The sequence below is a fragment of the Mesorhizobium sp. WSM4814 genome (assembly GCF_055811595.1).
This window is the reverse complement of record NZ_JBVVQT010000002.1, coordinates 249786-258325: the sequence shown is the minus strand read 5'-3', so window position 1 is coordinate 258325 and position 8540 is coordinate 249786. Positions and strand designations below refer to the sequence as shown.

At 62.0% G+C, this 8540-nt stretch carries 8 protein-coding genes; 2 read left to right on the top strand and 6 right to left on the bottom strand.

Going from position 1 to position 8540, the window contains the following annotated elements:
* Positions 1-422: 422 nt before the first annotated feature.
* Positions 423-1097, top strand: a complete 675-nt coding sequence (locus AC0L2V_RS04490) for an alpha/beta hydrolase (protein WP_027154148.1) — start codon at positions 423-425, stop codon at positions 1095-1097.
* 199 nt (positions 1098-1296) lie between these two features.
* Positions 1297-2550, top strand: a complete 1254-nt coding sequence (tyrS, locus tag AC0L2V_RS04485) for a tyrosine--tRNA ligase (RefSeq protein ID WP_473507476.1) — start codon at positions 1297-1299, stop codon at positions 2548-2550.
* Between the two features lie 46 nt (positions 2551-2596).
* Here tyrS and AC0L2V_RS04480 read toward each other — a convergent pair whose 3' ends face one another.
* From AC0L2V_RS04480 to AC0L2V_RS04455, 6 genes are read right to left on the bottom strand one after another with little or no spacing between them, the layout of a single operon-like run.
* Entirely contained in the window at positions 2597-3565 is a 969-nt protein-coding gene (locus tag AC0L2V_RS04480; RefSeq protein WP_473519553.1) for a 2-hydroxyacid dehydrogenase, read from the bottom strand.
* A 13-nt stretch (positions 3566-3578) separates the two neighbouring features.
* Positions 3579-4619 carry an L-idonate 5-dehydrogenase gene (locus tag AC0L2V_RS04475; protein ID WP_473507473.1) on the bottom strand — a complete coding sequence of 347 codons (1041 nt, stop codon included), beginning with the start codon at positions 4617-4619 and terminating at the stop codon, positions 3579-3581.
* A 20-nt stretch (positions 4620-4639) separates the two neighbouring features.
* Entirely contained in the window at positions 4640-5407 is a 768-nt protein-coding gene (locus tag AC0L2V_RS04470) for an SDR family oxidoreductase (protein ID WP_473507472.1), read from the bottom strand.
* Positions 5408-5423: 16 nt separating this feature from the next.
* The gene (locus AC0L2V_RS04465) at positions 5424-6623 is read right to left on the bottom strand and encodes a mandelate racemase/muconate lactonizing enzyme family protein (protein WP_473519552.1); all 1200 of its coding nucleotides are present in this window, start codon (positions 6621-6623) and stop codon (positions 5424-5426) included.
* Between the two features lie 23 nt (positions 6624-6646).
* On the bottom strand, positions 6647-7954 hold the full coding sequence (locus tag AC0L2V_RS04460) for a TRAP transporter large permease (RefSeq protein WP_473519551.1): 1308 nt from the start codon (positions 7952-7954) through the stop codon (positions 6647-6649).
* 13 nt (positions 7955-7967) lie between these two features.
* The gene (locus AC0L2V_RS04455; RefSeq protein WP_473519550.1) at positions 7968-8480 is read right to left on the bottom strand and encodes a TRAP transporter small permease subunit; all 513 of its coding nucleotides are present in this window, start codon (positions 8478-8480) and stop codon (positions 7968-7970) included.
* Between the last annotated feature and the right edge of the window lie 60 nt (positions 8481-8540).

Below are 8540 nucleotides of genomic sequence, written 5' to 3'. Positions count from 1 at the left end.
CCCCCCCCCCCCCCCCCCCCCCCCCCCCCCCCCCCCCCCGCCCCCCCCCCGCCCCGCCGGCCCGGCCCCGCGGGGGGGGGGCCCCCCCCCCCCCCCCCCCCCCCCCCCCCCCCCCGCGCCGCGGCAAGCAGCGGCGCGCTAGCATTGTAGTCGAGATAGGCGCGTCTTCCGGCCATTTTCGTTTCGATCGGTCCATTCCGCGAGGATAACGCGTTATTTCCTTGAAATTGCAAGGCAAGCCGTCCTATTTACGCGACTTGCGGCGTGGATGGCCGAACCACGACGTTTTGGCCATCCAGTTTTGAACAATTCTAAACTAGCTTCTAAGAAGACGCTCGCCCTGCGTCAAGGCCTGGGAAGACTGGGGCCAGAGGAAGAGTTGTTCCAAGCACCGCGCATTCTTATGCCATGTGGAGTATTTTATGCCTGAGGTCATTTTCACCGGTCCGGCCGGCCGCCTGGAGGGTCGCTACCAGCCTTCCAAGGAAAAGAGCGCGCCGATCGCCATCATCCTGCACCCGCACCCACAGTTCGGCGGCACGATGAACAACAAGATCGTCTACGACCTCTTCTACATGTTCCAGAAGCGGGATTTCACCACGCTGCGCTTCAATTTCCGCGGCATCGGCCGCAGCCAGGGCGAATTCGACCACGGCACCGGCGAATTGTCGGATGCGGCCGCGGCACTTGACTGGGTGCAGTCGCTGCATCCGGATTCCAAGAGCTGCTGGGTCGCCGGCTATTCGTTCGGCTCGTGGATCGGCATGCAGCTTCTGATGCGCCGGCCGGAGATCGAAGGCTTCATCTCGATCGCGCCGCAGCCCAACACCTATGATTTCTCGTTCCTGGCGCCCTGCCCTTCGTCCGGCCTCATCATCCATGGCGACGCCGACAAGGTTGCGCCGCCAAAGGACGTGCAGGGGCTGGTCGACAAGCTGCACACGCAAAAGGGCATCACCATCACCCAGAAGACCTTGCCCGGCGCCAACCATTTCTTCTCCAACGATGCGGACCTCCTGCTCCAGGAATGCGCAGACTATCTCGATCGCCGTCTGGCCGGCGAGTTGTCCGACCCGCGGCCGAAACGGTTGAGATAGGCCGAACAGCGAAGATATCTCCGGCATCTCGGCTCTGTCGCAGGATATGGCATTCGATTCGATGCCGTGCGGCGCCGTTACAGCGGTCAGGTGGCAAAACCGGATTCCCCTTTTGCTGACCGCGCTTGGATGCTAAACGCCCGCGTTCACCCATACCACGCCCGATCCGCATCGGTCGGGCGCTTTCGGGAAAGAAAAAATGTCCGCCTTCAAATCCGATTTCCTGCGCGTAATGAGCGAGCGTGGTTTCATCCACCAGATTTCGGATGATGCCGGCCTCGACCAGCTTTTCGCCAGGGAAACGGTGACCGCCTATGTCGGCTACGACGCCACGGCGACCAGCCTGCATATCGGCAATCTGATTTCCGCGACCATGCTCTACTGGCTGCAGGAGACCGGCCATCGGCCGATTGCGCTGATGGGCGGCGGCACTTCGATGATCGGCGATCCTTCCTTCCGCGACGACCAGCGCAAGCTTTTGACGCCTGAGGCCATCGCCACCAACATCGAGGGCATCAAGCGCATCTTCGGCCGCATCCTGCGTTTCGGCGACGGTGCGGGCGACGCGATCATGGTCAACAATGCCGACTGGCTGATGAAGCTCAACTATGTCGAGTTCCTGCGCGATGTCGGCCGGCATTTTTCGGTCAACCGCATGCTGACCTTCGACAGCGTCAAACTGAGGCTCGAGCGCGAGCAATCGCTCTCCTTCCTCGAATTCAACTACATGATCCTGCAGGGCTATGATTTCGTCGAGCTCAGCCGGCGCTATGGCTGCCGCCTGCAGATGGGCGGATCGGACCAGTGGGGCAACATCATCAACGGCGTCGATCTCGGACACCGCATGGGCACGCCGCAGCTTTATGCCCTGACCACACCGCTGCTGACGACGTCGTCAGGCGCCAAGATGGGAAAATCGGCCAAGGGCGCGGTGTGGCTGAACGGCGACCTCTACTCGCCCTATGATTTCTGGCAGTACTGGCGCAACACCGAGGACGCCGACGTCACGCGCTTCCTCAAGATTTTCACCCGCCTGCCGCTTAGCGAGATCGCGCGGCTCGCCGCGCTTGGCGGCTCAGAGATCAACGAGGCCAAGAAGGTCCTGGCCACTGAAACGACGACCATCGTGCACGGCCGCGAGGCGGCCGAGCAAGCCGAGGAAACCGCGCGCAAGACGTTTGAAGAAGGGTCGCTGGCCGAAACGCTGCCGACCGTCGAGGTCGGCAAGGCCGATCTGGAAAGCGGCGTCGGCATATTGTCGCTGTTCGTTGCCGCCGGGCTTGCCGCGTCCAACGGCGAGGCGCGGCGACACATCCAGGGCGGCGCCGTGCGGCTGAACGACCAGTCCGTGTCCGACGATCGCCGGTTGGTGACACTTGAGGATCTAGGTCCGGAACAGGTCGTAAAGCTGTCGCTCGGCAAGAAAAAACACGTTCTGGTGCGGCCGGTCTGACCAGCGCTTGATCGATCTCGATGGCGGCATGCAGCTCGCACCCCCGCTAACGGACGCGGTTCTTCAGGTCTTTTCCCGATGCAAGCCTATTGATATTGTCCGCAATCGTTTCCTGGCGGCGGCTGATCGTGCCGTTGGTCCATCCCGACATGTGCGGAGTCATCATCACGTTGTCGAGTTCATGAAACGGCAGGCGTGAGGGCAGCGGGTTCGGCTTCTCTGCGTTCGGATAAACGTACCAAGTGTCGATGACGGCCCCGCCGATCCGTCTCGCCTTCAGCGCCTCGTAGAGAGCTGTTTCGTCGATCACGGCGCCGCGGCCGACATTGAGGATCACCGCGCTTGGCCGCATGGCGGCAAGTTCCCCAGCGCCGATCAGTCCCTGCGTCTGTTCCGTAAGTGGAAGCGTGTTAGCGATCGCATCGGCTGACCCCATGAAGGCCGGCAGGTTTGACAGCGCATAAGTCTCGTCTACCACTTCCGAAATGGAGACTGGGCTGCGGTTGGCGATCGACACCCGCATGCCAAAAGCTTTGGCGCGATGGGCAAGAGTCTTGCCGATATGGCCATGGCCGAGGATGCCGATGGTGGTTTCGCCGAGCTCGGTGCGCAAGCCGTCAGACCCTCCCGCCCAATATTTCCAATCACCCTTCCGTAGACGCCGGTTAGCGTCGGCGAGCGGCACGTGGCGCGCGAGCAGCGCCGCCATCACATATTCGGCGATCGCGTTCTCATGGCCGAAGCAGTTGCACAGCGCCGCGCCGGCAGGCAGGACGGCGGGATCGATCCCGTCATACCCGGCACCTGGAACCTGATAGAGCTTCAGGCTCGAGGGTATCGGCATGGTGGAGGTGAGCCGGATACCGACGATGACGTCCGCCGCTGAATAGAGCGCGCACGGCGTCTCCCCAAACAGATCGTCGGGCACTTCGGCGATGTCGTGCGACTCCTCCAGCAAGGTTTCGAGGCCCCTCCGGAAGGTCAAAGCGTTCGCGCCGTGGAAAACGATGTGCATCCTTGAAGGCTCCTTATCGATCGAACGCAAGCTGAACCTTCATTGACTGCGCCCGATCGGAAGCCAGCCGAAAAGCCTCGTCCGCGCTGTCCAGCGGCACGGTCGCGGTCACCAGCGGTGAAAGATCGACCGCTCCCTTCGCGATCAGTTCCACGGCCCACGCGAACTCTGCATCAAAGCGGAAGCTCCCGCGAAGCGACACTTCCTTGGCGACGGCTGTGTTCAGCGGCATGGAAACGTCACCACCAAGGCCGACGGCGACAATAATGCCACGCGGGCGCACAACCTCGAACACAGCCGCAAGTGCCTTCCCATTGCCGGAGCACTCAAAGACGGTGTCGAAAGCGCCCTTCTCTTCCGCGAAAGGCCGGAATGCGTCGGGCGCCTCGCTAAGATCGAGTGTTCGGTCGGCCCCGAGCTTGCTTGCGATCCGAAGCGGCGCGGCGGCAATATCGGTGCAGACGATCTCTTGCGCGCCGGCATGCCGTGCGGCGACGATCGTGAGGCAACCGATCGGTCCGCAGCCCGACACCAGCACGCGCTTTCCGACCAACGAGCCTGCCGAGGAAGCCGCATGCAGGCAGACGGCGAGGGGCTCGGCACAGGCCGCCAGGCCGAGGTCGAGATCGGCGGGAACCGCGAAGACTTGCACCTCGGGCAGGGTCACCTCCTCGCGGAACAGGCCCTGCATGTGGGGAAAGCGCATTGCGCTGCCGAAGAACCTCATGTCGAGGCACTGATTGCTCATCTTCATCCGGCAATACCGACATTGCCCACACGGCATGCTCGGATTAATCGCCACACGATCGCCCACTTTGACCTTTGCGACGGCCAGCCCTGTCTCAACAACGCATCCCGCAACTTCGTGGCCGAGGATCATCGGCTCCTTCAGCTGCACGGCGCCGAAACCGCCGTGGTGATAGTAATGGAGGTCGGAACCACAGATGCCGCCGCGCTCGATGCGCACGCGCACTTCGCCGGGACCGGGCGACTGTGCCGGTTCGTTGTCTTCGATCCTGATGTCGTGCGGCTTATAAGCAACCAGCGCGCGCATGAAACAGCTCCTGCGGGAGGTCAGAGGACGGAAATCATTCCGCCGTCGACATAGATGATCTGGCCGCTGACATAGTCGGACGCGGCGGAGGCAAGGAAGATCGCGGCGCCGACGAGCTCTTCAGGCTTTCCCCAGCGCCGGGCCGGCGTCCGGCCTTTGACCCAAGCATCGAATTGAGGATTGGCGATCAGCGCCTCGTTCATGTCCGTCACCATATAGCCCGGGCCGATGGCATTGACCTGGATGCCATGTTCGGCCCACTCGGCCGTCATGGCTTTGGTCAGCATTTTGATGCCGCCCTTGGCGACGGTGTAGGGGGCTACCGTGGCGCGGGCCAGTTCGCTGGTCAGCGAGCCAATATTGACGATCTTGCCGCTGCCTCGGGAGATCATCCGCTTCGCGGCCTCGCGGCCCACAATGAAGGCGCTGGTGAGGTTCGTGTCGATCACCCTCTGCCATTCCGCAGTCGAAAGTTCCACCATCGGCTTGCGCAGCTGGATGCCCGCATTGTTGACGAGGATGTCTATCGCCACACCCTCCCGATCGAAGCCTTCGAAGGCGGCGACGACAGAGGCCTCATCCGTAACGTCGAAGCAGGATTCGCGCACGCTCATCCCCTCTTCGCGCATATTCGAGGAAGCCGCGAGGAGGCGATCGCGGTTGACGCCGTTCAGGACAATCGACGCGCCCGCCTGCGCCAGTCCGACGGCGATAGCATGGCCGAGACCGCGCGAAGAGCCAGTCACCAGGGCCGTCTTGTTCTTCAGGCTGAACAGGCTGATCGACATTCTAGTCTTCCCTAGATCATAAAGACGAGGCTCGCACCGAGAGGTCAGCCCTCTCGAAGACGGACGGCAGGAGTTCGAGACCGAGGCCCGGTCCCTCCATCGGATAGACGTAGCCGTTTTCGATTTTCGGCACTGTCGTGACAAGCTCGTTGTACCAGCCGCGATAGAAGGCGCGCACCGATTCCTGGATCAGTGTGTTGGGTTGGCTAAAGGACATATGAACCGCAGCGGCGAACCCCACCGGTCCGATGCAGTCATGCGGCGCAAAGGGACGGTGATAGGTTTCGGCAAGTGCCGCGATCTTGCGCCCCTCGGTCAGCCCCCCGGTCCAGCACAGATCGACCATGACGACGTGCATTGCGTCGCGCTCCAGCATGTCCTTGTAGGGCCAGCGCGAGCCGAGCGTCTCGCTGGCGCAGACCCAGACGTCGGTCGACGCGGCATATTCGGCGAGCGCCTGCGCCGAGTTCATCCGGATTGGGTCTTCGTACCAAGTCGGGCTGTACGGTTCGAGCGCCTTAGCGATCTTCCTCGCCGTCGGCAGGTTCCACAGCGAGTGGAACTCGACCATGATCTCGATCTTGTCGTCGACGGCCTTGCGGATCTTTTCGAACGGCGCGACCGCCTTCTTCATCTGCTCCGCGGTGATGTACTGGCCACGCGTTTCCTGCGCGGCCGGATCGAAGGGCCAGATCTTCATGGCTGTGATGCCGGACTCGAGCAGGTTCTCGGCGAGTTCGTCCGGCCGGTTCATGAAGCCGTCGAGATCTTCGTACGGTCCTTCGCGCCCGCCGAGGTTCCAGTTCGACACCGGCCTGATGTTGTTGGTGCGGACATAGCGGTATCCGGCGCAGGTGTTGTAGATGCGGATCTTGTCCCAGCACAGGCCGCCCAGCATCTGGTGCACCGGTTGGCCGCAGACCTTTCCGAAGATATCCCAAAGCGCGATGTCGATCGCCGAGGCGGCCCGGTATTCGGCCCCGGTTGACGACTGCGCCATCGGAAGCGAGACCATTTCCTTGTTGAGCGCCTCTATGTGCAGCGGATTGCGGCCCAACAGTCTGGCTGCGAGCGTGTCGTGGATGTGCGCCTCCACCGCCCCAGCCCCATAGAAAGTTTCGCCAAGTCCGGTCACACCTGCATCGGTCTCGACGTGGACCCACAAGACGTTTGAGAACTCTTCCAGCCGGAAGGTCTTGATCGAGGTAATTTTCATTGTTGTGCCTTTGGGAATTTTTCCTAGCCGAAGAATCGCGGGAGCCAGAGCGAGATTTCCGGGAAGCTCAGAAGCAATGCCAGAACAGCAAGCTGCAACAGTATGAAGGGCCAGAGAGACGCGAATATTTTCTGAAGGGTGATCTCCGGTGGGGCCACGCTCTTGAGGTAGAACGCTGCCGGTCCGAACGGCGGCGAAAGGAACGCAACCTGCATCGTCACCGAAAAGAGTACGCCGAACCAGACCGGGTCGTAGCCGAGAGCCAGCACGATGGGCACGAAGATCGGCATGCAGAGCAAAAGGATGCCGATCCAGTCCATGAACATGCCGAGCACAACAAACACGGCCATCATGACCAGGATGGTGATGAAGGGCGAGATGTCGAGGCCGGTGATGAGGTCCGTGACGTAGCGCTGTCCGCCTGACAGATTATAGACGCCAATCAGGACGGCCGCACCAAACGTCACCCACAGGATGATGCCGCAGGCGCGCAAGGTCTGCGTCAGCGCCTGGCGAACGATCTTCCAGCTCAGTTCTCCGCGCAGCGCGATGATCGCAATCGTCATCCCCACCGCGATGCTCGCCGCTTCGGTGATAGAGGTGATGCCGCCATAGATGCAGCCGAATACGGTTACGATAAGCGCAGCGGTCGGGAGCGCGCCGCGCGTAAACTTGCCCCAAGAGAACTCGGCAAGATCTTTTGCCGAAGGCATCGGTGCGATGGATGGGTTCAGCCAGCAGTGCACGACAATGTACGCAAGATAGACGCCGGCGAGCAGAAAGCCGGGAATGAACGAGGCCAGAAACAGCTTGTGCACGGAGACGTCGGCCGTCAGGCCGTAAATGATGAGCACGATCGAAGGCGGGATCATCGTGCCCAGCGAACCACCGGCGCAGACGATCCCGATGGCGAGATTGCGGTCATATCCGAGACGCAGCATCTGCGGCAGGGCGACGAGGCCAAGCAGCACGATCTCGCCGCCGATGATCCCGCTGATCGCGGCGAGCAGCACCGAAATCACGAGGGTGACGATGCCGATGCCGCCGCGCACCCTTCCGACCACGCTGTGGAGTGCGTCGTACAGGTCACGGGCCAGGCGTGAGCGTTCGAGCAGCGACGCCATCAGGATAAACATCGGCACCGAAAGCAGCGTGTATTCGGTGGCCAGGCCGTAGACCGTCTTGTGAGCAAGCGCGATGACCGGCGTTCCGAACTTGGCGTAGGCTACAAGAATGGCGAGTGAGCCGGCGGCGAAGGCGAGCGGCACGCCGACGGCCATAAGCCCAAAGACACCGAAAAGCAGAATTATGGAGATGAGTTCGATCGTCATGTCCGGCCGCCCGTCAGGTAATGCGTTCGTCTTCGACCGGCGGGTGGCGGCGGCCGTTGCGAACGAAATTGACGATTGCAATGAGCGCCATGGCAGCTGCGGCCACGACGATGAGCGGTTTGATCACAGCCGGAATGGGTGGGTTCCAGGCGGTGCCGAAACGCTCCCAGGTGACAAGCGCGCGCCATGCCGTCGGAAATCCGAACCACGCCAGCCCGCCGCAGAAAACCAGGGTGCAAAGGAGTGCAATCGCGTCGAAAACACGCCGCACCGGCCGGGGCACCATGTCGTAGATCACGGAAATCCGCAGATGTTCGTCACGTTGCATGGCGTAGACGCCAGACACCAGGAAGACGATCGCGGACAGGAAAAGCGACAGTTCGTTGGCCCACACCGTGGGGCTTCCGAAAATGTAGCGCGCAACGACCTCATAAAGCGTGATCACGACGATCACGAGCAGCAGCAGGGAAAACCAAGCCAGTGGCGACTCGCCTGCTTCGTGGTGGGTATCCGGTTCGGCTGACATGATGCTGCCTCTCGGTTTCGCGCGGCGGCATCCAAGCCGCCCGCCCGGTTGAAATGCGGC

Bases quoted from the DNA above. Each gene is read 5' to 3' on its own strand.
- AC0L2V_RS04490 (WP_027154148.1), top strand. From the start codon at position 423: ATGCCTGAGGTCATTTTCACCGGTCCGGCCGGCCGCCTGGAGGGTCGC.
- tyrS (WP_473507476.1), top strand. From the start codon at position 1,297: ATGTCCGCCTTCAAATCCGATTTCCTGCGCGTAATGAGCGAGCGTGGT.
- AC0L2V_RS04480 (WP_473519553.1), bottom strand. From the start codon at position 3,565: ATGCACATCGTTTTCCACGGCGCGAACGCTTTGACCTTCCGGAGGGGC.
- AC0L2V_RS04475 (WP_473507473.1), bottom strand. From the start codon at position 4,619: ATGCGCGCGCTGGTTGCTTATAAGCCGCACGACATCAGGATCGAAGAC.
- AC0L2V_RS04470 (WP_473507472.1), bottom strand. From the start codon at position 5,407: ATGTCGATCAGCCTGTTCAGCCTGAAGAACAAGACGGCCCTGGTGACT.
- AC0L2V_RS04465 (WP_473519552.1), bottom strand. From the start codon at position 6,623: ATGAAAATTACCTCGATCAAGACCTTCCGGCTGGAAGAGTTCTCAAAC.
- AC0L2V_RS04460 (WP_473519551.1), bottom strand. From the start codon at position 7,954: ATGACGATCGAACTCATCTCCATAATTCTGCTTTTCGGTGTCTTTGGG.
- AC0L2V_RS04455 (WP_473519550.1), bottom strand. From the start codon at position 8,480: ATGTCAGCCGAACCGGATACCCACCACGAAGCAGGCGAGTCGCCACTG.